Origin of the sequence: Acinetobacter beijerinckii CIP 110307, from assembly GCF_000369005.1 — a bacterium.
GTDB lineage: Bacteria > Pseudomonadota > Gammaproteobacteria > Pseudomonadales > Moraxellaceae > Acinetobacter > Acinetobacter beijerinckii.
Window position 1 is genome coordinate 338,870 of sequence record NZ_KB849764.1, and the last position, 25,333, is coordinate 364,202.

The 25,333-nt window shown below is 37.9% G+C and carries 25 protein-coding genes and 2 pseudogenes; 21 read left to right on the forward strand and 6 right to left on the reverse strand.

Annotation, left to right across the window (positions count from 1 at the left end; all coding sequences use genetic code 11):
* Positions 1-6: 6 nt before the first annotated feature.
* A complete protein-coding gene (locus F933_RS03220) occupies positions 7-1,167 on the reverse strand; it encodes a hypothetical protein (protein WP_005058467.1) in 1,161 nt (386 codons plus the stop codon).
* A 222-nt stretch (positions 1,168-1,389) separates the two neighbouring features.
* Between F933_RS03220 and F933_RS16965 the strand changes: the two are divergent.
* The 4 genes and pseudogenes from F933_RS16965 to F933_RS03235 all read left to right on the forward strand — a co-directional run.
* Positions 1,390-1,548: pseudogene (locus F933_RS16965) on the forward strand (DUF2147 domain-containing protein); the annotation flags it as partial.
* Between the two features lie 139 nt (positions 1,549-1,687).
* Positions 1,688-2,164, forward strand: coding sequence for a DUF2147 domain-containing protein (locus tag F933_RS03225; protein ID WP_005053396.1), 477 nt, complete (start codon positions 1,688-1,690; stop codon positions 2,162-2,164).
* A 38-nt stretch (positions 2,165-2,202) separates the two neighbouring features.
* Complete coding sequence (locus F933_RS03230; RefSeq protein WP_005058468.1) at positions 2,203-2,679, forward strand: DUF2147 domain-containing protein; 477 nt, start codon at positions 2,203-2,205, stop codon at positions 2,677-2,679.
* 217 nt (positions 2,680-2,896) lie between these two features.
* Positions 2,897-3,370 carry a DUF2147 domain-containing protein gene (locus F933_RS03235; protein WP_005053400.1) on the forward strand — a complete coding sequence of 158 codons (474 nt, stop codon included), beginning with the start codon at positions 2,897-2,899 and terminating at the stop codon, positions 3,368-3,370.
* A 55-nt stretch (positions 3,371-3,425) separates the two neighbouring features.
* Here the strand turns inward: F933_RS03235 and F933_RS03240 are convergent, their stop codons facing one another.
* On the reverse strand, positions 3,426-3,683 hold the full coding sequence (locus tag F933_RS03240) for a hypothetical protein (RefSeq protein ID WP_005053401.1): 258 nt from the start codon (positions 3,681-3,683) through the stop codon (positions 3,426-3,428).
* 343 nt (positions 3,684-4,026) lie between these two features.
* Between F933_RS03240 and pepN the strand changes: the two genes are divergently transcribed.
* The 7 genes and pseudogenes from pepN (at position 4,027) to F933_RS03275 (ending at position 13,203) form a co-directional block, all read left to right on the forward strand.
* Positions 4,027-6,633, forward strand: a complete 2,607-nt coding sequence (gene pepN / locus F933_RS03245) for an aminopeptidase N (RefSeq protein WP_005058469.1) — start codon at positions 4,027-4,029, stop codon at positions 6,631-6,633.
* A 136-nt stretch (positions 6,634-6,769) separates the two neighbouring features.
* Entirely contained in the window at positions 6,770-8,149 is a 1,380-nt protein-coding gene (locus F933_RS03250; RefSeq protein ID WP_005058470.1) for an L-serine ammonia-lyase, read from the forward strand.
* A gap of 138 nt (positions 8,150-8,287) precedes the next feature.
* Positions 8,288-8,974, forward strand: a complete 687-nt coding sequence (locus F933_RS03255; RefSeq protein WP_005058471.1) for a dienelactone hydrolase family protein — start codon at positions 8,288-8,290, stop codon at positions 8,972-8,974.
* Between the two features lie 65 nt (positions 8,975-9,039).
* Complete coding sequence (locus tag F933_RS03260) at positions 9,040-9,456, forward strand: RDD family protein (RefSeq protein WP_005058473.1); 417 nt, start codon at positions 9,040-9,042, stop codon at positions 9,454-9,456.
* A 310-nt stretch (positions 9,457-9,766) separates the two neighbouring features.
* Positions 9,767-10,458 (forward strand): annotated as a pseudogene (locus tag F933_RS03265) (hypothetical protein).
* 57 nt (positions 10,459-10,515) lie between these two features.
* The gene (locus F933_RS03270; RefSeq protein WP_005058476.1) at positions 10,516-11,235 is read left to right on the forward strand and encodes an MgtC/SapB family protein; all 720 of its coding nucleotides are present in this window, start codon (positions 10,516-10,518) and stop codon (positions 11,233-11,235) included.
* 135 nt (positions 11,236-11,370) lie between these two features.
* Positions 11,371-13,203 (forward strand): monovalent cation:proton antiporter-2 (CPA2) family protein, encoded by a 1,833-nt coding sequence (locus F933_RS03275; protein WP_005058478.1) that lies wholly within the window; start codon positions 11,371-11,373, stop codon positions 13,201-13,203.
* Between the two features lie 36 nt (positions 13,204-13,239).
* Here F933_RS03275 and F933_RS03280 read toward each other — a convergent pair whose 3' ends face one another.
* The 4 genes from F933_RS03280 to aceR form a co-directional block, all read right to left on the reverse strand.
* Positions 13,240-14,418 (reverse strand): benzoate/H(+) symporter BenE family transporter, encoded by a 1,179-nt coding sequence (locus F933_RS03280; protein WP_005058480.1) that lies wholly within the window; start codon positions 14,416-14,418, stop codon positions 13,240-13,242.
* Positions 14,419-14,517: 99 nt separating this feature from the next.
* Positions 14,518-15,168, reverse strand: coding sequence for a leucine efflux protein LeuE (leuE, locus tag F933_RS03285; protein ID WP_005053412.1), 651 nt, complete (start codon positions 15,166-15,168; stop codon positions 14,518-14,520).
* Positions 15,169-15,240: 72 nt separating this feature from the next.
* Positions 15,241-16,230, reverse strand: coding sequence for a transaldolase (gene tal, locus F933_RS03290; RefSeq protein WP_005058481.1), 990 nt, complete (start codon positions 16,228-16,230; stop codon positions 15,241-15,243).
* A gap of 111 nt (positions 16,231-16,341) precedes the next feature.
* Positions 16,342-17,235: an HTH-type transcriptional regulator AceR gene (aceR, locus tag F933_RS03295; protein WP_005058483.1), complete on the reverse strand. Its 894-nt coding sequence runs from the start codon at positions 17,233-17,235 to the stop codon at positions 16,342-16,344.
* Between the two features lie 88 nt (positions 17,236-17,323).
* On the opposite strand from aceR, the gene aceI reads away from it, so the two are divergent.
* From aceI to madM, 10 genes are all read left to right on the forward strand, one after another.
* Positions 17,324-17,752, forward strand: coding sequence for a chlorhexidine efflux PACE transporter AceI (aceI, locus tag F933_RS03300; protein ID WP_005053415.1), 429 nt, complete (start codon positions 17,324-17,326; stop codon positions 17,750-17,752).
* A gap of 261 nt (positions 17,753-18,013) precedes the next feature.
* A complete protein-coding gene (gene mdcA / locus F933_RS03305) occupies positions 18,014-19,693 on the forward strand; it encodes a malonate decarboxylase subunit alpha (protein ID WP_005058486.1) in 1,680 nt (559 codons plus the stop codon).
* Entirely contained in the window at positions 19,693-20,565 is an 873-nt protein-coding gene (locus tag F933_RS03310; protein ID WP_005058487.1) for a triphosphoribosyl-dephospho-CoA synthase, read from the forward strand. Before mdcA ends, F933_RS03310 begins: the two co-directional genes overlap by 1 nt.
* Positions 20,566-20,582: 17 nt before the next feature.
* Entirely contained in the window at positions 20,583-20,882 is a 300-nt protein-coding gene (locus tag F933_RS03315) for a malonate decarboxylase subunit delta (RefSeq protein ID WP_005058488.1), read from the forward strand.
* Positions 20,875-21,726, forward strand: coding sequence for a biotin-independent malonate decarboxylase subunit beta (locus F933_RS03320; RefSeq protein ID WP_005058490.1), 852 nt, complete (start codon positions 20,875-20,877; stop codon positions 21,724-21,726). Before F933_RS03315 ends, F933_RS03320 begins: the two co-directional genes overlap by 8 nt.
* Positions 21,723-22,550, forward strand: a complete 828-nt coding sequence (mdcE, locus tag F933_RS03325) for a biotin-independent malonate decarboxylase subunit gamma (RefSeq protein ID WP_005058491.1) — start codon at positions 21,723-21,725, stop codon at positions 22,548-22,550. Before F933_RS03320 ends, mdcE begins: the two co-directional genes overlap by 4 nt.
* Positions 22,541-23,149, forward strand: coding sequence for a malonate decarboxylase holo-ACP synthase (locus F933_RS03330; protein ID WP_005058493.1), 609 nt, complete (start codon positions 22,541-22,543; stop codon positions 23,147-23,149). The genes mdcE and F933_RS03330 overlap by 10 nt, the downstream gene beginning before the upstream one ends.
* Before the next feature lie 12 nt (positions 23,150-23,161).
* Entirely contained in the window at positions 23,162-24,091 is a 930-nt protein-coding gene (gene mdcH, locus F933_RS03335; RefSeq protein WP_005058495.1) for a malonate decarboxylase subunit epsilon, read from the forward strand.
* A gap of 47 nt (positions 24,092-24,138) precedes the next feature.
* A complete protein-coding gene (gene madL / locus F933_RS03340) occupies positions 24,139-24,540 on the forward strand; it encodes a malonate transporter subunit MadL (protein WP_005058496.1) in 402 nt (133 codons plus the stop codon).
* A gap of 24 nt (positions 24,541-24,564) precedes the next feature.
* Positions 24,565-25,326 carry a malonate transporter subunit MadM gene (gene madM, locus F933_RS03345; RefSeq protein ID WP_005058497.1) on the forward strand — a complete coding sequence of 254 codons (762 nt, stop codon included), beginning with the start codon at positions 24,565-24,567 and terminating at the stop codon, positions 25,324-25,326.
* Positions 25,327-25,333: the final 7 nt, after the last annotated feature.

A 25,333-nucleotide genomic window follows, 5' to 3' on the forward strand; every position in this document is an offset into this window, starting at 1 on the left:
GGTATTTTAACGTGTAAAATAATGATCTTGATGTTTACACTTACGACAAATGAGTGAAACATAGTCATCTGCATCATAATCCACAATAAGATCATTTGAACCACAATACATGCAACGTTTGACTGAATAAAAATTAAGTCTAGGTTCTATTTTTCGCCAAGATTTCCAAATCGGCTGAAAGAAAACACTTTCATCATAACCTAGTAATTTAAATAATAAAATCTCACTCATTTTACTCAATGGAATATTGTGTGGTCTTGGTAAAGTTGTGGTTTCCCAGCGTTCTGCTAAGGCACGTTCACGATATTGTTCCAATGTTTTTTTCAGTAAATTGGTATTAATAAATTTATCATTTCTAGGTTGTAATACCTTTTGTTTGTGTAAGTATTCCAATGCTGTTTGGATTAAATAATAAATTTGCCCCACTGCTAAACCTTCCATTAAACGATAGCAAAAGGCTTGGAAGGCGCGATTTCCAGCAATTTGAATCCCCCAAGTTCTACAGTAAAACTGCATGAACTGAACGATTTCTTGATAGAGCACTAAATAAAGTACATCCTTCACTTCATCAGTGCTTTTAAAAGGGATGCCCAAGCTTAAATTTTGATAAAACCAATTACGCAATTGTTGAGTGATACTATAAAGACTGGGATCAGAATACCCATCGAGTCGAATATTTAAATAAAAGTTTTCAGTTTCACTGGTTGATTCTTTTAACTTAAAGATACCAAGTTTAACCAACTCTTGAACGATTTGATTTTGAAATAAATAATTAGGTGTGAAATCATAGTACTTAATTTTTTGCCAATGGATTGTTTCATCATGTTGGACGTCTTCGCGGGCATAATTATCGAGCAAGCTAAGTAAAAATAATTTATGTAAAAAACTCAGCTGATTTAAGCTATAAACCACTTCATCCTTGATTTTGTATTTTCGTTGTTCTTGTAAGATTGTCTGTTGAGTTTGCTTTTTTCTCTGTGCAGTACATTGAGCACAGTGGCAATTTAACTTACTGTCGCTTTTAAAAACGCGGTGCTGACAATGACTGCATTCATGAAATTGAAATTCTTGTGAATATTGTTCTGCTTCGATCCAAAACATGGAGGCTTGGCATAAAGGGCAATGGCTACTTTCATCTAACTGTTTTTGTAGAATCTGTAAATCCATTCAAATAAAACTCACTTGCTATAAACCTAAGATTATACATGTTGAATGATCCTTGAGATGGAAAGTTTATACTTAAAAAAAGAAAACCTAAAATAGGATACAATCCACTGAAATTTATATAAAAGTTATTTAGACTACTTTGTATTTTTTGAAAATATAGTAAATTTCTACGTCAATTAAAATTACATTTGAATCCAAACTTAAAAAATTGAAAAGGAATGGGGAAATGGGCGTATCATCGAAAGTAAAACAGGAAAAGTATATAAAGTAAAAGCAAGTTTAAATAATGATGGGAAGCGTTTAAATATGCGCGGTTATGTTGGGATTTCGGCTCTGGGTCGGACTGTGGTATGGATTAGAACAGACAGTGCCAACCCATAATCATTTATTATTAAATGTGTGAATTGCTTAAAATTTTAATGAATATTAAGCAATTAAATATCCATTAGTCTTGTTGACTGTCAGGGTTCATTAGAATAAAAGTGTATAGGAAGGATTGCTTTGCATTAAGGAGAAATTTATGCAAAAAAACTCACTCATGAAAGGAATCATGGGAATTTCTTTTGCTTTATGTACAACAACAACTTTTGCGATTACTCCTGAGGGTTTTTGGAAAAGTATTGATGATCGTACAGGTCAACAGCTTTCGATTGTAGAAATCAAAAAGAAACCAGACAATACATACACAGGAACGATTGTATATCGTTATCCGGTTTTAGGTGGTGGAACTGTATTGACTCATTGTGTGAAATGCCCTGAGCCATATAAGAATAAACCCATTTTAGGCTTACAAATTGCTTCTGATCTAAAAGAAGATCCAAAAAAACCAAATCATTATATTGATGGTCGTATACTAGAGCCTAAGACAGGCAATATTTATAAAGGCAAAGCTCAACTAAGCCCAGATGGAAAACGTTTGCGTATGCGAGGATACATGGGTATTTCTGCGCTTGGACGCACTCAAGTATGGATTCGAACTGACAGCGCGAACCCTTAGGCTTTGCTAAAATTTATTTGATTAATAATGAGAAAATTATGATAAATCGTATACTTATGAAAGGAATCATAGGCGTTTCGATTGCTTTTATAAACATCACTACTTTTGCAACTTCTATTGAGGGCTATTGGAAAAGTATTGATGATCGTACCAGTGAGCAACTTGCAATTGTTGAAATTAGAAAAGTTGAGGATGGTACATATCGTGGTAAGACCGTTTATATTTATCCAAGCGTAAGAAAAGGAGCAGACGTTACACATTGTGTAAATTGTCCACCGCCTTATACAAACAAACCACGTTTAGGTTTGGAGTTCATGACACAAATTATTCAAGATCCTAAAGATCCAAATAATTATATAAATGGAAAATTGCTAGATCCAGCTACTGGTAAAATTTATAAAGGCAAGGCTCGTTTGAGTAGTGATGGCAAAAGATTGAAGTTAAGAGGCTATATTGGAGTCTCAATGCTAGGACGTTCAATCGTTTGGATTCGTACGAATAGTCCAAATCCTTAATGAGATATATTTAATTTGTACAATGCCTTAAGGATCACTTTTGGCATTTTTTTTCTGCTAAAGAATCATGATTGTTGTATTAAATTTTAAATAAAAACTGTCACTTAGTGTACAAATGAACTGTAGCGTACAGTGTAACTTAAATAAAAATGTGATACTTTTCGAATATTAAACTTATAAAGATGAATAAGTTACTTTTTTAAATGACGGGGTCAATATGCTAAATCGTATACTCATGAACGGAATCATGGGAATAACTATTGCTTGTGCAAGTGTGTCAACTTTTGCTGCTTCTATCGAAGGTTATTGGAAAAGTATCGAAGAACGTACTGGAGAACAGCTTTCTATTGTCGAAATTCGCAAAGGAAGTAATGGACGTTTTCATGGAAAAATTATATATCGTTATCCAAACTCACATGGCATCGCACTCACAAATTGCACTAAATGTGCAGCACCAAACACGAATAAGCCAATTTTAGGTTTGGAGATATTATCTGGATTTAGAGAAGATCCAAATAAACCAGACTCTTATATTGATGGTCGTGTTTTAGAACCGACTTCAGGTCGAGTTTATAAAGGTAAAGGTGTTGTGACTGGCGAAGGTAAGCGTTTACGTATGCGTGGATACATGGGTGTTTCCGCACTTGGTCGTACTGTGGTGTGGATCAGAACTGATAGTCCAAATCCTTAAAATAATTTAAGCCTAAAAAAACCTCGAAGTTTCGAGGTTTTTTGTTGATTGATGATTAAACAGGGCATGGTAAATTTTCGTCCTCCTGACCAATTTTTTTTGCAGCAATGAGTGCTTGTACCTTTTTACTTGGTAATTTTTCTTTACCAAGCGCGTCGTATGTATTCACAATATTAGTTACTTCTAGTGCTGTTAGTTCAATTCCTTCCGCTGTTAAAAAAACCGAGATTACGTGGTGATCAACACCTGCCTTTGCAAGATCGTGGATCGCTTTAATATTTTCTAAACGATATAGATGTGCTTTCAATTCCATAGTCGTAGCCCTCGCTTGTTATTTTATATACCTACATTGGCATATATGATTAAGCAATAACCGTGCACAAAATGTTAAGTTGAAGAAAAAAATGTAAATTAAGCAATGAAAAGGGCGGGCTTCTGTATTTTTTATTTAAGAATAGAAAACTATGTTGTAATTTTGTCTAAACGAACCTTAAATTCTGCTCTTGTATTTGAAAAAAGAACAATAAACATCATAAAACTCTTAAATGAGATAGTTGTGTCTAAAGACAGGTTTTATAAGTTGGCGTATGATTTGCTAATCAAGAAGTCTTGCCAACAAGACCATCTAACGACATGACGAAAGATAAGGAATACTGATGAATATCGCGGCGCAACCTCCTGTACAAGCAGATCAAACCATTTATTTGAAAGACTATCAAAAACCATCTTTTTTAGTTGAATCAATTAATTTAGATATTCAAGTTTATGATGATCATACGATCGTTGATTCAACATTGGTGATGAAGCGTCAAGCTAGTGGAGCATTAGTATTATTAGGACGTGATTTAGAGCTGAAATCCATTCAACTCAACGGTAAATTATTAACTGCTGATCAGTATGAGCTAGATGCAGAGCAATTACAGATCACTGATGCACCAGATGAGGTCATTATTCAAACTCAAGTGATCATTCATCCAGAATCAAATACTCAACTGGAAGGTTTATATAAGGCGGGTGATTTATTTGTTACTCAAAATGAACCCGAAGGTTTCCGTAAAATTACCTTCTATCCAGACCGTCCAGATGTTTTATCCGTTTTTACGACCCGTGTAGAAGCAGACAAAAAATATCCTGTTTTATTGGCAAATGGTAATTTACTTGAAACAGGCGAGGCTGGTGAAGGTCGCCATTTTGCAATTTGGCAAGACCCAACCAAGAAACCAAGTTATTTATTTGCCTGTGTCATCGGTGATTTAGCGGTATTGAGAGATCGTTATACAACTTCTGAAGGTCGTGATGTTGCACTAGAAATTTACGCGATCGAGAAAGATATTCCGAAATGCCATATTGCGATGGAAGCATTGAAGCATTCGATGCGTTGGGATGAGGAACATTATGGTCGTCCTTATGATCTCGACAATTATATGATTGTTGCCGTCAGCCAATTCAATATGGGCGCGATGGAGAATAAAGGTTTAAATATCTTTAATACATCTTGTGTACTCGCTGATGAAGAATTTACGACTGATGCAGCAATCATGCGTGTTCAATCAGTAATTGCACATGAATATTTCCATAACTGGACGGGTAACCGTATTACTTGTCGCGATTGGTTCCAGCTTTGTTTAAAAGAAGGTTTGACTGTATTTCGAGATCAATCATTCTCTGAAGATTTACAGTCGGCAGCAGTACAGCGTATCGATGATGTTGCTGTATTAAAAGCACATCAATTTCCTGAAGATGCGGGTCCATTATCTCATCCCCCACGTCCAGATCATTTTGTCGAAATAAATAATTTCTACACAGCGACGGTTTATGAAAAAGGTGCGGAAATTAACCGCATGATGGCGACACTTTTAGGTAGAGAAAAATACCGTAAAGGCACAGACGAATATTTCCTTCGCCATGATGGTCAAGCGGTGACAGTTGAAGATTGGGTTGCAGCACTCAGCGCAGGATCTGGTGTAGATTTATCAAAATTCCTTACCTGGTATAACCAACCGGGTACACCTAAGCTAGAAGCGAAAGGTGAATACGATGCAACTGCAAAGACTTATCGTTTGAGCTTGAAACAAAGCTTAAAGGCACATCCTAAATATCCAAACTTAAACGCAGTGCCAATTCCTGTAGCGCTTGCTTTATTTAATGCAAAAACAGGTGAGCAGTACACTTTGCATAGTGCTGATCTATTCGTAAATGATGTGAAAGATGGTGTTTACTTATTTGATCAAGACAAAGCTATTATTGAATTTACAGATGTGACCGAACAACCAGTCGCTTCATTACTACGCAATTTCTCTGCACCTGTGAATCTAAGTTTTGATTATTCTAATGATGATCTAGCGTTCTTGATTCAACATGAAACCAATGGTTTTAACCAATGGCAAGCGACTCAAACGTTGCTAGAACGCATTTTATTAGAAGATCACCAAGCAGATACCTACATTCAAGCGATCAAGAATACTTTGCCTGATTTGGTTAATAAAGATCCTTTGCTTGCATCACGTTTGTTTGATGTACCAAGTGAAAGTTATTTGGGTAGCCGTATCGATCAAGATTATGAACCTGAGTTAGTACGCGAGAAACGTGAAGCAGTTATAAATCGTTTGGCGCGTGAACTTGGCTCGTTCTGGAAAGAAACCTATTTAGCGCTTGATCCTGACTTGCAGAAAGAATTTTCTTTGGCAATGGGTGTACGTGCATTGAAAAACATCATGTTAAATATGTTGGCACGTCAAGGTGATGAATCTGCTTTCGATTTGGCTTATCAGCAATATCAGCAAACAGGGAATATGTCTGAGCGTTTAGGTGCTTTGCGTGTTCTCGTGTGGAATGATGCACGTCAAGCTCAATCGGTACTTGATGATTTCTATAATCGTTTTAAAGATGAAGCTTTATCTTTAGATCAATGGTTTACCATTCAAGCATCTAATCCTAATGCCACTGCTGAAACGATTGCATATCTCACCAAGCATCCTGATTACGATTTAGGTACCCCGAATCGAATTCGCTCTGTGAGTGGGGGATTATCGAATAGTCCAGTGAATACATGGAGTTTTGGGGTAGAACATTTCATTAACCTAGCGACTTATTTAGATGAGAAAAACCCAATTTTAGGTTCTCGCTTATTACAAGTGTTGTCACGTTGGTACACCTTAGCTGAACCTCAGCGTTCGCAGGTACAGCAAGCACTTAAAGCGATGCAGACGAAAGTTAAATCGAAGAATGTATCAGAAACATTAAATTCTTTACTCAGTATTTAATCTAAAGTAAGTTTTAGCTTTAACCACAATCGTTTACGGTTGTGGTTATTATTTTTTTATTCAGCATTTATAGAATTTCCCTCAATTAAAAAAATTATAAAAAATAGAAATGGGAGCGTTATAGGAATAATGACACATGGCTTTGAGTGTATTTGATCTTTTTAAAATTGGTGTAGGTCCTTCAAGTTCACATACTGTCGCACCGATGCGAGCAGCATATCGTTTTGTCGAGGTATTGCAACAACGCCGTGATTTAGAAAAGGTCAAACAGATTAAAATTTACTTATATGGTTCATTATCTTCAACAGGAATTGGTCATGCTACAGACAAAGCAACTTTACTGGGGCTAATGGGGAATGATCCTGAGACAATCAATATTTCAGCAAGTGATTTAACGCTAGAGCGCGATTTAAAATCTAAAATTTTAAAAATTGCAGGGATTCACCCAATTCCATTTGATGTGAATCAAGACATGCTCTTCATCGATGAAGCTTTACCTTATCACCCGAATGCAATGAAGATAATTGCGCTTGATCAGCAAGATAATGAAGTCTATGCCAATACTTATTATTCGATAGGTGGTGGTTTTATCTTAGATGAAAGTCATATAGACCAAGGAAGTTTTATTGAAGATAAAACTCAGATTCCATATCCATTTCAAAGCGCAAAAGAACTGTTAGCACTTTGCAAAAAGCATCAGTGCAGTATCAGTCATTTGATGTTAGAAAATGAGAAAAGCTGGCGAACTGAAACTGAAATACGTGCCAAAATCATAGAAATTTGGCATGTGATGCAAGCGTGTATTCAAAGTGGTTTACAACATGATGGCATTTTGGCAGGTGGATTAAATGTAAAACGTCGCGCGAAAAGTATTCATCAACGTTTATTAAGAAAAGAACATACTAATCTGATTGCGACCACCTTTAATGCAATGGAGTGGGTGAATTTATTTGCACTTGCAGTAAATGAGGAAAATGCAGCAGGCGGAAGAGTCGTGACTGCACCGACCAATGGAGCGGCTGGAATTATTCCCGCAGTTTTATCCTATTACGTAAATTTTTCCGAAGATGAATCTGAGGAGACGATTGTAAAATTCTTTTTAAGTGCCGCAGCAGTTGGGATTTTATGTAAATTGAATGCTTCTATTTCTGGAGCAGAAGTGGGCTGTCAGGGTGAGGTCGGTTCAGCATGTGCAATGGCTTCAGCAGGTTTAGCTGAAATTTTAAATGGAACACCTGATCAAGTTGAACATGCTGCCGAAATTGGATTGGAACATAATCTAGGATTAACTTGTGATCCTGTAGGTGGCTTAGTACAAATTCCTTGTATTGAACGTAATGCCATTGCTGCTGTAAAAGCCATTAATGCTGCACAGATGGCGCTCAATGGTGATGGCCAGCATTATGTTTCTTTGGATAAAGTCATTCAAACTATGAAAGAGACAGGTAAAGACATGTCCGATAAGTATAAAGAAACCTCGAAAGGTGGTTTAGCTGTAAATTCGATTGAGTGTTAAATACCATATAGACGATTGCTAAGCTGACATAAAAAAAATTGATAAAAAAGGATATTGATGGATATCCTTTTTTATTTGACAATTTGTATTGTCATAAATAGTATGTGATGAAATCTAATACGAAGATGGATCGCTGAGATGGAAATAAAAACAATCACATTACCCACCCGTGACATAGAAGTAGAAGTTTATGCACCTGCTGAAAAATCAGATAAAGTGCCTGCAATTTTATTGCTACATGAGTTATTTGGCGTACTTGATGTTTATCGTGAAGATGCTCAAGATTTAGCAGATCGTGGTTATTTGGTCTATGTACCCAATTTATTTAGTGGTGGTGCAGTTAAATACTGTATTCGCGCAATGGTTAGTAAGGCTGGGCGTATAAATGCTGCGGATAGTGATGTTAATCAAGAAATTCATGTGCTACTTGATGCATTAAAGGCTGACCCACGCTCAAATGGTCGACTTGGTATGCTTGGTCAATGCTTAACAGGTGGTTACGTTATCCAAATGGCAAAACGTGAGGATATGCTTGCACCTGTGGTTTATCATCATTCTTTGGGCATTCAGGGTGCAGGTGTACCGAAAAAAGAATCCTTGGATGATATCCGAATTCTACAAGGTCATTGGTCAACTGTAGACCCATTTTGCCCAGCATCAAAACGTAATAAACTCATCAATCAGTTAGGTGATCGTGTAGAGGCTTATACTTATAATATGCCACATGGTTTCCGCAGTGTCAGTCGAGGTTTACCCGAGGCGAGAGTCGTTTGGCAGCGAACGGTTGATTTTTTCGATCGAGAATTAAAACAAATAGGCGTATAAATGTTATTCTCAAAATAGATCATGAATAAGTGTTTATTTTTATAAAAAATAAAAGGTGAGAGAAAATGTCTTCTAAATATGAATATGCTGGGTTTTGGATACGCTTGGGCGCCTCTATTATTGATAACATTATTATTATTGTCGCATTAGTACCGATAGGAATGTTGATGGGCTGGAACTCCATGTATTCATCTAATATGACATCAGCCGTAGATTGGATTTGGCAAATTCTAATCGCTGCTTTTTGTATATTCTGTTGGGTTAAATTTGCGGGCACGCCTGCAAAACGTTTACTCCAATTAAAAGTACTTGATGAGAAAACAGGTGAAAATATCACTGTGGTTCAGGGGATTATTCGTTATATAGGCTATTTCCCATCAATACTTGTGTTATTTATTGGTTTAATCTGGGTTGCTTTTGATTCTAAAAAACAAGGCTGGCACGACAAAATGGCAAAAACTGTTGTGGTCAGAGAGCTTTAATTTAGAGCGAAATTTTATCATGTAATAAAAAATTCATATGATAGGGCTTGTGAATCAATTCGCATGTCCTATAATGCCGTTGAGTTTATTCACGGAGATCCTAAATGGGAAGTTGTTCGAGGTTCGGGTTTAATAAAGGATTAAGCCAAAGCGAATACTGAGCAAGTGAGCTATTTAGGTCGGCTATCTTGCAATGAGATAGCTTTGTTAAAAATTATCCAAACCTTCCTATAAAATTTTGCTGTATCCACAAAATTTATTCTATTGACTACGTCCTGTTTAGTTTCTCACCTAAAATAGGGAGAAGCCTATGTTTTTTCATGCTTCCATTCAATGGCTTGTTGTTCTTAACGTATTTATTTTATGTGGATTATTGCTGCCCCAAAAGAGTAAGGCTGGCTCACTCATCAACACCGATGATATTTCTATAACAGCAGCACAGCAGTGTCAGCTAGAAAGTACTTATAATTATAATCGAGACGGAACGTGGTCTTATCAAGTCGTACCTGCCTGTAATCTCAATCAAAATTTAGAAGTATCTTTGGGCTATCATTCAAGTAAAGACCACGATCAGATTCATGGCTTTTCGCTTCAAGCGAAAAGTATTTTAAAGCCAATCGAAAATGATTGGGGTATTGCCAGTAGTTTACAGCTATCCCGTGATGATGTAGCTCATCATGGGGATTTAAACTGGTTTTTGAATGTTCCAGTCAGTTTTCAACTCTTAGATCAACGTTTAGCATTGGATACTAATCTCGGTTATCAACAGGCCGATGAGCGTCTAGTTCGCTGGGGAATTGCTTCAACTTATACGCTGACCGAGCATGTTGGTGTAACACTGAAACTTATAATCAAGACCGTCAAGCGCCATTTTTTCAAACAGCGCTGCAATACAGTTTGATTCCGAATGTACTTACTTTAGAAGCTTCCTTTGGCGATCGTCTACATCGTTTAAAACAGCATTGGTTTGGACTCGGTTTAAGTTATACACCGTCATCATAATTAGCTTAAATTCAGTTGATCTATTATTAGACTTATTGATGAAAATATAGGTGTAAGATGCAATTAAAATTTTTACAAAATATTGATTTATCGAATATTGCTGACACTTTGGTCAGTCTATCTGTTGCTTTTATTCTCGGTGCATTAATTGGTTTTGAACGTCAGTATCGACAACGTACGGCTGGACTCAGAACCAATGTTTTAGTCGCTGTTGGTGCTGCAATTTTTGTCGATATTGCCACAAATTTAACTGGTGCAGAAGGTGCAGTTCGTGTGATTGCTTATGTAGTTTCAGGGATTGGTTTCTTGGGCGCAGGTGTGATTATGCGCCAAGAAGGCAATATTCATGGTTTAAACACGGCAGCAACTCTCTGGTGCTCAGCCGCCGTGGGCGCTTCTGCGGGTTCAGATCTTATTATTGAAGCAATATTGGCAACGGCTTTTATCTTGGCAGCCAATACTTTACTAAGACCGATTGTTCATGCAATAGACCGTCGTCCATTAGATGACGAAACTGAAGTGTTACATGTGATTTATATCATTTGTGATCGTGTACAAAGTAAAGTTGTAATGGATGAATTAAATCTGACGCTGAAACATCATAATTATCCAGCTAAAGATATTGAAGTCACTCCATTTGGTGAAAAGGAAGTGGAAATTGAGGTGACGTTGATTGCGACTTCGATCGAAAGTGAAGATGCACAGCATATTATTAATCATTTGAATGCGATGCCACAGATTCGTCAGACATTCTGGGATAAAAATGCCGTAACATAATATTTGTGTATCACGGTTTATAGATTTTTTAGCTATTTAAAATCATGGATTTGAGATGGATTGTCTCATAAATAATATATAAGTCTTCTATTGTTTCACATAAAATGATTTCAGATTGATAAAAATGAGAACAGTATGAGTTCAGAAGCACATTCAATAAGCTTGATTGCGCCAGTGGTTTTATTGGCAGCTGCTGTTGTCGCAGTACCTATATTTAAGCGTATAGGGTTAGGGTCAGTTTTAGGATATCTAATTGCAGGGCTTATTATCGGGCCATTTGGTTTTGCATTTTTCCATGATTCTGCTTCCATTTTGCATATCGCTGAATTAGGGATCGTGATGTATTTATTTGTGATTGGGCTGGAAATGCAGCCTTCTCATTTATGGGGATTACGGCGAGAAATCTTTGGCTTAGGAACTTTGCAAATTGTGGCATGTTCGTTGGCGCTTACTGGTGTGGGACTTTCATTCGGCTTTACATGGCAAGTTGCATTTATTGGCGCTGCTGGTTTTGTATTAACTTCAACTGCGATTGTGATGCAATTACTTGGCGATCGAGGAGATATTGCTCAACCGCATGGACAGAAAATTGTCTCGATTTTATTGTTTGAAGATTTATTGATTGTGCCTTTGCTTGCGATTGTAGCATTTATGGCACCAAATCATGTTGTCGAAAGCACATCCACTCGCTTAGAAAATATAGGAATAGGACTTATCGCGATTGCTGGATTAATCGCAGCAGGTTATTGGTTACTCAACCCCTTATTTAGATTGCTGGCTGCTGCAAAAGCAAGAGAAGTGATGACTGCGGCTGCGCTTTTAGTAGTTTTAGGTGCAGCTTTGTTGATGCAGGTGAGTGGCTTATCAATGGCAATGGGTGCTTTCTTAGCTGGCGTTCTGTTATCTGAATCTACATTCCGACATCAAATTGAAGCAGATATTGAGCCCTTTAGAGGGTTGTTACTCGGCTTGTTCTTCCTTGGTGTTGGCATGTCGCTTGATTTATCAGTAGTTGCTCAAAATTGGCAGCTCATTATTAGTGGTGTTTTGGCGTTGATGTTTGCTAAGGCACTGATGATTTATGTGATTGCTCGTGTTACTAAGAGCTCTCATTCAGAGGCTTTAGATCGAGCATTATTAATGGCACAAGGTGGAGAATTCGCCTTTGTATTGTTCACCGCAGCGGTGAGTGCACAAGTTATTGATAATACAGTTAAATCTAATCTTACCGCGATTGTTGTTTTATCCATGGTGTTGACGCCAATCATTGGAATTATTTTTAGTCGATTTACCAAGACAGATGAGACAGTTTCATTGGAAAATGTCAGTGTTGCAGAGGGTCTATCTGGCAGTGTCTTAATGATTGGTTTTGGTCGTTTTGGTCAAGTTACAAGTCAATTATTACTAGCGCGCGGCGTTGATGTAACGATCATTGATAATGATATTGATATGATCCAAAACGCAGAAAAATTTGGCTTTAAAATCTATTATGGTGATGGTTGTCGTCTAGATATTTTGCATGCATCAGGTGCAGAGTCGGCACAAGCAATAGTGGTGTGTGTAGATAGTAAAGAAACAACCAATCGAATTGTTGAGTTGGTTACGCATGAGTTCCCACTTGCTAAGCTACTCGTTCGATCCTATGACCGAGAGCATTCACTTTATCTAGTGAAACAAAAAGTTGATTACATGATGCGTGAAACCTTTGAATCAGCAATTAAATTTGGTGAAGTAATATTACAAGAACTTGGTGTAGATGAAGATGAAGTTCGTATTATCTCTGATGAAATTCGAGATCGAGACAATGAACGCTTTGAGACGGAAATTGCAGCTGATGATGTTTATGCAGGTGCGGGTATGCAATATTCGCACACTCATCCTCGCCCAACTGCGCCATTAATTCGTCCTAAACAAGCTGGACGAATCTTAAATGATGAAGAGACACAAAAAGATTTAGACGAAAAATAATTCTTAATATTTTGAATAAGCCTTAGTCTAGTCCAACTAAGGCTTATTTTTTTGTTTAAATTTGAATAAAATTAAAACAAAAATACCTAAGATCAAACCCCAGAAAGCTGAACCAATCCCTAAAAATTGTACACCCGAAGCACTGCATAAAAATGTCAGGAGCGCTGCTTCACGTTCTTCTACATTTGCAAATGCCACAGCGATGTTATGACTAATGGTAGCAAAAAGTGCAATACCAGCAAGGGCAACAATAAAAATTTGTGGGAATGACATCAACAAACTTACAAGTGTCGCCGCAAAAAGTCCCATTAAAATATAAAATAAGCCACAACTAATCCCTGCGATATATCGTTTGCTTGGATCAGGATGCACTTGATCATCTAAGCTTACTGCTGCACTGATCGCCGCTAAATTTATTGAAAAACATCCAAAAGGAGCAAAAATAGTATGTGCAACACCTGTCCAACCGACCAATTGATTTACATGCGGGTGATAACCATAACTTTTGATCATCGCAATTCCTGGTAAGTTCTGCGAGGTCATATTGATCACAAACAGTGGCAAAGCTAAACCAAGAATTGCAGACCATGAAAATGAAGGTTGCATCCATACAGGTTGAGTAAATGACCAAGTAATCGATTGCAATTTAAAATCAATAAACAACGGACAAATTGCTGCGCCTAAAATTACTGTGAGTACGATGCTGTAACGAGGAAACAAGCGTTTAGACACAAGATAAATAATAAGCATGCTCAGAATAAATCCCAAGTGGCCTTCTAAACTGCTAAAAATTTGGATACCGAATTTTAACAAGATGCCAGCAAGCATTGCACAAGTTAGACTTTGAGGAATATGCGCTAATAGTTTCTGAAAAATGCCAGAAAATCCAACCACAGCAATTGCAATACCGCAAACAACAAATGCACCAATCGCTTCATAAAGATCATAATGACCTGTAGATGCAATAATTAAAGCAATACCTGGCGTAGACCATGCCGTTGCTACGGGATATTTATACTTCCAAGATAGAATTAAACCAGATAAACCAATCGCCAGACCTAAAGCCCAAAACCACGAGCTAATTTGTGCAGTATTTGCACCTAGCGATTGAGCGCCTTGAATTACTAATATTGCAGATACACTAATACCAATTAGGAAGGTAATAAAACCAGCAAACACCGCAGGAATTGAAAAATCTTGGATGAGACGTTGCATCTATACATCTACATTTATTTAAAATTTGTTGAAAAGTATATCGTTAATACACACTAAATCGTAGTTCTAAAATCATCAAATCAATAGATCAAATTTAATTTAGGTGAGGGTGGACGTAGCGAGTCTTAAACCAAAACCAAAGAATAGAATACCGACTAAAAAAATCCCACTTGCTGCAAGTTTGTAATTATGTTTAAAAAAGTTAGCTAATTTAATACCTGAGAAAATTAAAGCAGTTAAATAGCTAAAACTAATGATTTGCAAAATAATAGCTAGGATTAAAAAACTAAATGCAGGATAAGCATAACTAGGTTCAACGAATTGAACAAAGAAAGACAGGAAAAATAGGATTGCTTTTGGATTGAGTAAGCTAATACTGAGTGCCGTACGATAAGGGTGAATCTGATCAAGTTTAGGTAAATCAGCGAGTTCGGCGTTATGAATTGGCTTATTCCACGTCTGGTACGCAGATTGTAATAGCTTAAATCCTAAATAAGATAAGTAGCACGCGCCTGAAAGTTTCAGAAGAACAAATAAAATAGGAAAAGCTTTAAGGAGGGAAGCCGCACCTAAAACAGTACAGATAATTAAAATAAAATCACCTGTAAAAACACCACAAGCAGCAGCATATCCTGTACGAATTCCATAGCGCGAAGCGACAGACATCACATACAAAGAATTCGGTCCCGGCAATAACACAATTAAGATTGTACCAATAATGTATGTGGTTAAATCTGTTATGCCAAACACGATGAACTCATTAAAAAACCGATTTTTGCTAATATAACAAAAATCGGTTTTTATAGGTGAAAAATCGACTAATTATGCTTTAATTTCAGCATCAATACCGAAAGACTGACGTAGCAATAAACTCAACTGATCACGTGCTTTGATGAAGCCATCAATTCCACCTTGAAGTAATTGGAAAGCCATCAAATCTTGTTCTAACTCAGCTTTAAAACTTTCTTTGGTTTGCAGCGCGCGTTCAATTTTATCAGCTTGTAGCGCTGCTTCTTTGGTCAATTGCGCTTGAATAGCTAGTGGGTCTTGTTTCAATTGTGCCAATAAATTCGGTGCAATCGTTAATAAATCACAACCTGCCAAACCGAGTACTTGTGCTGTGCTACGGAAACTCGCACCCATAACTTGAGTTTGAATATCATGTTGTTTGTAATAATTATAGATTTTCTTAACAGATAAGACACCAGGATCTTTTTCGATCGGGTACTGATCAACACCTTCAGCTTTCTTATACCAATCTAAAATACGACCTACAAATGGAGAGATCAAAGTGATGTTTGCATCTGCACACGCCTGCGCTTGATGTAAACCAAATAACAAGGTGAGGTTACAAGGAATACCTTCAGCCTCAAGTACTTTTGCTGCTTGGATACCTTCCCAAGTTGAAGCAATCTTGATTAAGATACGTGATTGTTCGATTCCGTATCCTTGATAAAGTTTAGACAGTTCACGAGCTTTAGCGATTGTTGCTTCGGTATCATATGAAAGAGAAGCATCTACTTCAGTTGAAACACGACCATCAATTAACTTTAGAATTTCTACACCAAATTTTACAGTCAAAATATCAATAGTGCGTTCAATCAACGCATCACTTTGATAGCCTTCTTCTTTGGCTTGATAAAAGGCATCTTCAATCAGCTCTTTACTTTCAGGCTGTTCAGCCGCAGCGGTAATGAGTGAAGGGTTTGTTGTTGCATCTAATGGTCGAAACTTTTCAATTGCTTCAAGATCACTACTATCAGCAACAACGGTTGTTAAATTCTTTAATTGGTCTAATGCATTCTGGGTCATTGATATAACGTTCTTAATAAACAATATTATTGGTAACTTCTTTTATAACACAATCTGACTGAAAGCAAAGTACAGCTTTCGTTTGATGGATCAGTATTAAATAAGTGGTTGTTATTTAGCCTTATCATGGCGTTGTGCTCTAATATGATCAATTAAAAAACGCGCCGCAGCACCTAATTCACTTTCTCTACTCCATACTAAATCAACGAAATATTCGAATTTCGGGGTGAAATCATACAGTTCTAAGATTTTCAATTTCTTCTTTAGCTCAGGATTTTCGTTAAACATTTCAAGTGGAAGTACGCCCCAACCTAAATTTCTCACAATCATCATACAAGCAGAGTGATGACTATCAGTACGCCAATAATCTTTAGAAAACAGTAATTCTGGTTTAATACTGTTATCCCGACTTGCGACAACAATTTGACGCGTTTGCACCATTTGCTCGAAAGAAACATTCTCTAGTTGTGCAAGAGGATGATTCTTAGCAAGTACTGGAACCAAAGCTTCTCTTTTTAACTCTACAAATTGTTCCCGACTATCCAGTTGTTCTCGCTCAAACATCAGTGCAAGTTGTGCAGTTTGATCAAGTAACATTTGTAGAGCATCTTCTTGAGGCGCTGAAACGATATTGATTGCTAAACTGGGAAAATTTTGTTCTAGCAAGGTGATGTAATCAGTCCAATTGGTATGGAGTAATTCTGAGACAATAACGATATTTAGTGTTGATTCAAGACCATTGCTCAAGGCATGCGCATGTTGCTTCCATTGATTCATTTCAATCAATAATTGCTGAGTTTTTTCATACAGCACTATTGCCTCGGCTGTCGGTGTTGGTTCACGACCAATTCGTTCGAATAAATTGAGATTGAGATCAATTTCTAAATTGGCAATCGACATGCTCACAGCAGAAGGTACTTTGCCTAATTTACGTGCAGCAGCAGAAAATGAACCTGTTTCAATCACGGTTTGGAACATTAAAAGTTGTTCTTGATTTATATTCATCTGTCAAAAAAACTGAAAGAATCTGATTGGATTAATCAATATTATAAAAATAAAATGGCTCATATCCAAACAAGTGAGTGTTATAGAAATGTTGATTTCCAAAAGAAGACTCGTTCATGCGATGAGCTATGAAGTGATTTTATTGGTCATCATCGCAATCGCGTTAAGTTTTATTTTTAATATGCCTTTAGAAGTCACTGGTGTTTTAGGTGTGATCATGGCGGTGATTTCTGTGGTGTGGAATATGATTTTTAATCATTATTTCGAGAAAGTTGAATATAAATACCAATGGAAAAGGACCATCCCAGTTCGTATTCTTCATGCAGTCGGCTTTGAAGGCGGTTTGATGCTTGCGACCATTCCGATTATTGCCTACATGATGAAAATGAGTTTCATTGATGCATTAATTTTAGACTTTGGTTTAACCATGTGTATTTTGGTTTATACATTTATATTCCAGTGGTGTTATGACTTGATTGAAGAACGCTTCTTTCCGAATGCCAAATTAGCAATGTAAATAGTAATATTCTAATAAAATCATAGTAATAATATTAATTTAAAAGTTGATTCAAAGAAATTTGGATCAACTTTTTTGTGCTTAGTTTAAGAGGAGTCTTTTATTAGACCAAACCAAAACCATTTTAAAAATTTGGGTTTTGAACTAAAACAAAACACGACTATTAACTTTAAGTTAATGAATTTGCATTTAGGTTGATTGATCAAAATCTCGAAAAAGTTTTTTATAAGAATAGATCAAGACATAACCAAGGAAAAGCACATGGAAGGTTCTGTTCAGCATAAAGAACGACTATGGACAAAGCGTCGGCATAGTAAACAACTCAAGTTGGAAATGGCAAAAAAGTATACAGACGGCGTAGTTATTCCAACACAAGATATTATCAAGGTTTTAGAAACCCTTATTACACCTGGTGATCGAGTTGTACTCGAAGGAAATAATCAAAAACAGGCAGATTTTTTATCACGGTCATTGGCAAAAACGAACCCCGATATTTTACATGATCTACATATGATTATGCCCAGTGTAGGGCGTCCTGAACATTTAGATTTATTTGAAAATGGTATTGCACGCAAATTAGATTTTTCATTTGCAGGAACGCAAAGTTTACGTATCAGTCAGTTGCTTGAAGATGGATTGCTTGAGATAGGTGCGATACATACTTATATCGAATTGTACTCACGTTTGCTGGTCGATTTAATCCCAAATGTGGTGTTGTCAGCTGGGTTTATGGCAGATCGACAAGGCAATATTTATACAGGCCCTAGTACCGAAGATTCGCCTGCATTGATTGAACCAGCAGCATTCAGTGATGGAATCGTGATTGTACAAGTCAATGAGCTCGTTGATGACGTGAGTGATCTGCCGCGTGTTGATATACCCGCTTCATGGGTGGACTTTATCGTTGTTGCAGATCAGCCATTTTACATTGAACCTTTATTCACACGTGATCCTAAACACATTAAACCAGTACATGTGTTAATGGCGATGATGGCTATTCGAGGTATTTATGAAAAGCATCAGGTGCAATCTTTAAATCATGGAATTGGTTTTAATACCGCTGCGATTGAGCTTATTTTACCGACTTATGGTGAATCCTTAGGTTTAAAAGGAAAAATTTGCCGTAATTGGACTTTAAACCCTCATCCAACTTTAATTCCTGCGATTGAAACAGGTTGGGTTGAAAGTGTGCATTGTTTCGGTACTGAGTTGGGAATGGAAAAATATGTTGCGGCACGTCCAGATATATTTTTCACAGGTCGTGATGGCTCTTTAAGATCTAACCGAATGATGTGTCAGCTCGCAGGGCAATATGCAGTTGATTTATTTATTGGCGCAACGCTTCAGGTAGATGGAGACGGTCATTCTTCAACAGTAACCAAAAGGCGCTTAGCCGGTTTTGGTGGTGCTCCCAATATGGGACATGATCCACGCGGTCGTCGTCATGCTACACCAGCATGGATGGATATGCGTATTGCGGGCAGTACAGATACTGACACCTATTTGGCGCGTGGTAAAAAGCTAGTCGTTCAAATGGTTGAAACCTATCAAGAAGGCGGCAAACCGACATTCGTTAAAACTTTAGATGCTGTAGATGTGGCAAAAAAATCTGGAATGGATTTAGCGCCGATTATGATTTATGGCGATGATGTTACTCATTTGCTGACCGAGGAAGGCATAGCCTATTTATACAAAGCTCGAAGTTTAGAAGAACGCCGTGACATGATTGCTGCTGTTGCAGGGGTCACAGAAATTGGTCTAAGCCAAGATCCTAAAAAAACACAAAAATTGCGTCAAGAAGGATTAGTTGTATTTCCTGAAGATTTAGGTATTCGGCGCACGGATGCAACGCGTGAGCTGTTAGCAGCCAAAAACATCGCAGATTTAGTGACTTGGTCTGATGGATTGTATCAACCGCCTGCAAAATTTAGGAGCTGGTAATGAACGCGATCCTAAAAACCACTAGCTTTTTTAGCACTACAGAATATCTAGCAGATATGGCTGTAGAAGCATTATTGGCTGAAGTGAATTTAACTCCTAAACCAGCATTGGTCGATCAACGCGGAAGCGGAGCGCATGATGATTTGACGCTTGAACTAATGGAGAAATCAGCACGTAGTTTGTTGCCTATGTTCAAAGCCATGGCTGAAGCTGCTGAATATCATGGTCAAGTTTGTCAGAGTTTAAGAGAGGACATTGGTCAACTCGGTAGACAAGGCGAACAACGGATGTTGCAAGTCACGAAAGGTATCAATACACATCGTGGCGCAATTTGGTCAGTTGGTCTTGTAGTAACTGCTACTGCATTACGAGTTCGAAATCAGCAACCTTTTCTTATAGATAATATTTGTGCCACAGCCAGCCAAATAGCGCAGATTGAAGATCGTTTTATTCCTCAGCAAAGTCTGAGTCACGGTCAAAAAATAAGACAGAAATTTGGCATCAATGGCGCTAAACAACAAGCTCAGCAAGGTTTTCCAATGATTACTCAATTTGGAATCACCCAGTTAAGACTGAGTCGTGAGCAAGGGATTAAAGAGTCTGAGGCACGTTTGAATGCTTTGTTAGCGATGATGGCACAGCTGACGGATACTTGCGTCATCCATAGAGCAGGACTTGAAGGTTTGAATCTAATGCAAACCGGCGCCAAACACATATTAGAGCTAGGCGGTTGTTCGACTGTTCAAGGACGGAATCGACTTGAACAATTAGAACAGGAGTTATTGGCAATAAGAGCTTCAGCAGGTGGAGCAGCAGATCTACTAGCCACACTTTTATTTCTAGATGAAGTTGAACAATACAACTGGGCTTGATAACAGGGAATATATCAATGGAAATACTGAATTTTGAATTTAATGCAAATCAATCTTCACAAAAATCTGCCTTAGTTGGTTGTGTAGGCTCAGGTGATTTAGAAATTTTAATGGAGCCTAGCACCTCAGGAAAAACAACGATTCAAGTGATGACTTCTGTGGATGGCAGCGAGCAACGTTGGAAAAATTTATTTGAACGTATTTTTCTAGATCCAAACACGCCCGCTGTGAATATTGATATTCATGATTTTGGTGCTACGCCTGGGGTTGTCCGTTTAAGACTAGAGCAAGCATTTGAAGAGGTGCAACATGGCTGATATCGAGTATTTACTCAGTAAGCAAAGTTTTATCGAACTCAGTGTACGTGAGCGAGCAAAGTCATTATTTGATAAAGATCAATTTAAAGAACTACTTGATCCGTTCAGTCGCATGATGTCACCTTGGCTATTGAAACAGAATATTGTGCCACAAGCGGATGATGGCGTTGTGATTATCAAAGGTTTGATTCAACAAAAGCCAGTTGTGGTGATTTCAATAGAGGGCGTATTTCAAGGCGGCAGTTTGGGTGAAGTGGGCGGCGCTAAAATTGCTGGTGCATTAGAGCTCGCAATTGAAGACAACCAAAACAATATTCCAACCACTGCAATTCTATTGCTAGAGACTGGTGGAGTCAGATTACAAGAAGCGAATTTAGGTTTGGCTGCGATTGCTGAAATTCAATCCGCTATTGTGGAGCTGAGACAATTTCAGCCTGTTATAGCTGTCATTGCAGGTAGCGTAGGCTGCTTTGGAGGAATGTCTATTGCTGCTGGATTATGTAGTTATCTGATTATGACTCAAGAGGGACGTTTAGGTTTAAACGGTCCTCAAGTGATTGAGCAAGAAGCAGGAGTAGAAGAGTATAACGCCAAAGATCGTCCATTCATTTGGAGCATTACTGGTGGCGAGCAACGTTTTGCAAGTGGTCTTGCGGATGCGTTTGTCGAAGATGATCGTGACCAAATTAAGCAGCAAATTATTCATTATATGCAACAAGGACTCCCTAAAGTTCAACGTAGTACCCAAGCTGCATTTTATTTGTCAAAACTTTCTCAAGTAGATACTTCAGATCAGGTTTCACCGATGCAAGTACAAAAACTATATCAGGGAGAACAAGCATGAACATGGATGTAAATGCGGTGAGAAGTTCAATCAGAGGAAAACATTGGTTCAATGTTTTAACTCAAAATTTTGAAGCTATTGATACTGGTATAGCGTCATTACATGTTGCAAATGGGCAGCTCGATGGGATGGAAATCAGTGTGCTTTCTATCGTAGCTGATGAACATAATCTTTATCCAAGAGCACGACAAGGTGAAGTTGGATTACTTGAAGGTTGGTCTTTAGCGCTTGCCGTAAATCAGATTATTCAAGCTGATCGAGAGCTTGAAAAAAAGCGTGGCATTGTTTGTATTGTGGATGTACCAAGTCAGGCATATGGTCGTAGAGAAGAAGTATTTGGAATTCACCAAGCATTAGCGGGTGCAGTAGATAGTTATGCTCGTGCACGTTTGGCAGGACATCCGCTTGTAAGTTTGCTGGTAGGTAAATCTATGTCTGGGGCTTTTTTAGCACATGGTTATCAAGCAAATCGAATCTTGGCATTAAATGATCAGGGTGTAATGGTACATGCTATGGGCAAAGAATCAGCAGCACGTGTGACTTTGCGAACTGTCGATGAATTAGAAAGTCTTGCTGCCAATATTCCACCAATGGCTTATGACATCGAAAGTTATAATTCATTAGGCTTACTATCAAATTTATTAAATGTGAGTAACGCGGACGAACCGACTGACGAAGATATTGAGTACATACAGCAAGCGCTAAAAAATGCTTTTGAAGATATTACTTTGAGCGGTGTAAATGATTTAAAGCATCGTCTTGATGCAGAGAATCGCAGTATGTCAAAACGAGTTCGTGAGTTGTTGAGGGAGCAATGGACATGATGCATTCTTTCCAACCTCATGATCTTCTGTGGGGCATGACCACAAAGTTATTGCCTGATAGCGCTCCACAATGGGTGGTTGATACGATATCCGAGCAAAAGCCTGTGGTGGTAAGACGTGCTGTGTCAGTGTGTAATATGGTTGCTGTTGGAATACGTGGAATTCAGCGGAGTCAAAGATTTGCAACTGAGGTGCCGATCAATGTCATTACAAAGTATATACGACCAGAGTGCTTAATAGAACAGGATTTAAGCTTATTTCCTCACTTACAGTTGAAGTTGCAGAAAGTTTATAACGTGATGCAAAGCTTTAATATGACATGGGGTTATACAGGTAGTGTTGGATTTGAATTGGCTACTGGATTGAGAACAGTCACAGAAAATAGCGATATTGATTTACTCATTCGAGCAGATGAGCCTGTTTCAAAATCGCTTGCTCAAACTATTTTACTTCAGTTAGATCATCTCAATATGAAGCTTGATGTGCAATTACAAACACCTCAGGGTGGTGTCGCACTTAGGGAATGGGCAGGCAAAAAAGGGAGCGTTTTACTAAAGAGAAACGATGCTGCTGTTTTGGTCGGAAATCCTTGGTACTAAGGGAATAATAACATGAGCTCAATATGGGTATATCCAGGACAAGGTGCTCAAAAGATCAATATGTTACATGATCTTCCAAAGGATGCTTTGGTGAATCAGTATCTTGAACAGGCATCAGATGTTTTGAAAGAAAACGTCATGTTACTTGATCAGGTTGACGCGTTAAAGTCTACCTATGCAGTTCAGCTTTGTTTATACATTGCTGGTGTTATTAGTTCCGCTTTATTACGAGAGCAAGGGTTACAACCAAAGTACGTTGCGGGTTTATCGATCGGTGCTTGGGCTGCGGCAACGGTTGCCAATGTTATTCGCTTTGAAGATGGGCTTACTTTGGTTGCCAAACGCGCAGAATTGATGCAACAAGCATATCCGAATGGTTATGGAATGACTGCAATTATTGGCGCTGATCGTTTTCAAGTTGAGTCATGGATTGCAAAAGTAGCATCAGATAGTCAGAAAGTTTTCATTGCAAATTTGAATACTGAAAATCAAGTGGTGATTTCAGGTTCATTTGATGCAATGCAACGAGTAGCAAAATATGCAAATGAGAGTGGAGCAATTTCTAAAAAAATTGAAATTAGTGTGCCATCACATTGCATGCTTTTGGAAAAACAAGCACAGCAACTCGCGTGTTTGGTGAAAGGATTAAACTCGCAACAACCAACTATTCATTATTTGAGTGGTACTTCTGCACGGTTACTCAGAACAAATACTCAAATTATTGACGATATTGTTTTTAACATGAGTCGGACAGTGGATTGGCAGAGCACCGTTCAGGTCGCATGGGAGCGAGGTGTGCGCTTACAGATAGAGGCTTTACCCGGAACTGTTTTAACGGGTTTAGCTCGGAAAGTATTTAAAGAAGGAACAGTCTTATCCTTTCAAAATACACAACTTGAAAGTCTGATTAATGCAATGCAAAAGGAAGAAGATTTTGTATAAAGCATAATCAAAAAATGATGCAACTCAAAGGATAGAGGAAACGGAAAATGATTATATACGGAACAGCAATTTTAGCGATTTGTCATTTATTGGGTGATTATTTTGGTAATACGCTAGGCATGCTTTTGGGTGTAAAGGCAAATGTTGGTGGTGTAGCCATCTCTATGATTTTACTTATATTGGCGAAAGAGTTATTAGCGAAAAAAGGTTATCTTCCTCAAGTCACACAATTCGGGATTTTATATTGGTCAGGGATGTACATTCCAATCGTTGTCGCGATGTCTGCGGGACAAAATGTTGTCGCGGCACTATCGGGTGGTTTATTAGGAATTATCGTATCTGTTGCTTCACTTATAGGTACAGTGTTGGTTATTCGTTATTTGAACCGTATGAGTGGTGACTATGAAACATATGAATGGTCATTAGAAACAACTGAAAAAACGGCTTAAAAAATAATATAAAGGATTGATGAAATGGAAGATTTAATAGCGGTTCTCAGTAAAAATGCACTTGTCACAGCACTTGCGGTTACTGGCTTGATGATGTTTGTATCGCATTTATTGTCTAAATACTTAACCAAAGGAAAGTTACAGAGTTCAGCAATTGCAATTACATTAGGATTGGTTGTGGCATATTTTGCAGGCGTATATACCAATGGCACCAAAGGTATTTCTGATATTGCAATATTTTCAGGGTTTGCATTATTAGGTGGAGCAATGATCCGCGATCTTGCAATTGCATCAACAGCTTTTGAAGTCGATGTGAAAGAGGTGAAAAAAGCTGGAAAAGTCGGATTAATTGCTTTGACTTTAGGATGTGTTGTGCCATTTGCAATTGGAGTTGTTGTAGCTTGGTGTTTAGGTTACAAAGATCCAATTTCAATGACTACAATTGGTGCCGGTGCGATGACTTATATCGTGGGGCCGATTACAGGTACTGCCATAGGTGCAAGTTCAGATGTAATTGCATTGTCAATTGCGATTGGTTTAATCAAATCGGTGTTCTTTATGGTTGGAACGCCTTTATTAGCAAAGTTTATGTATTTAAAAAGCCCTAGATCAGCAATGGTTTTTGGTGGCTTAGCTGGAACAACTAGTGGAACTGCTGCTGGTTTAGCTGGTACTGACGTCCGTTTAGTTCCATACGGTGCTTTAGTTGCTACCTTTTATACAGGATTAGGATGCTTACTTGGACCTTCAGTTTTCTTTCTAACCGTCAATGCAATTTTTAGTTAATTGAAAT